Source organism: Blastococcus sp. KM273128 (genome assembly GCF_021698975.1).
Classification (GTDB): Bacteria; Actinomycetota; Actinomycetes; order Mycobacteriales; family Geodermatophilaceae; genus Blastococcus.
The window spans coordinates 1-255 of the sequence record NZ_SSXA01000226.1 but is presented as its reverse complement, the minus strand read 5'-3'; the positions used below and the strand labels follow the sequence as shown (position 1 = coordinate 255).

1 protein-coding gene is annotated in these 255 nt (G+C 73.7%); it reads right to left on the bottom strand.

Annotated features, from left to right (window positions below):
- On the bottom strand, nt 1-255 hold a 255-nt coding region (locus E9529_RS21685; protein ID WP_374201386.1), incomplete at both ends, for an LGFP repeat-containing protein.

The following is a 255-nucleotide window of genomic DNA, read 5'->3' as shown; positions in this document are numbered from 1 at the left end:
GCTGACCGCCTTCGCCCCGGTCGCCGGCGACCAGTACAGCGCCCCACCCTGGAACACCTGGTAGCAGCCGCCGTCCTTCAGCCCGCAGCGCACGTCACCGGCCGGGTAGCCCAGCCACCCGCCCTCGTAGCCCAGCGACGCCCACCGCGACCACAGGAAGCCGCTGACCGCCTTCGCCCCGGTCGCCGGCGACCAGTACAGCGCCCCACCCTGGAACACCTGGTAGCAGCCGCCGTCCTTCAGCCCGCAGCGCAC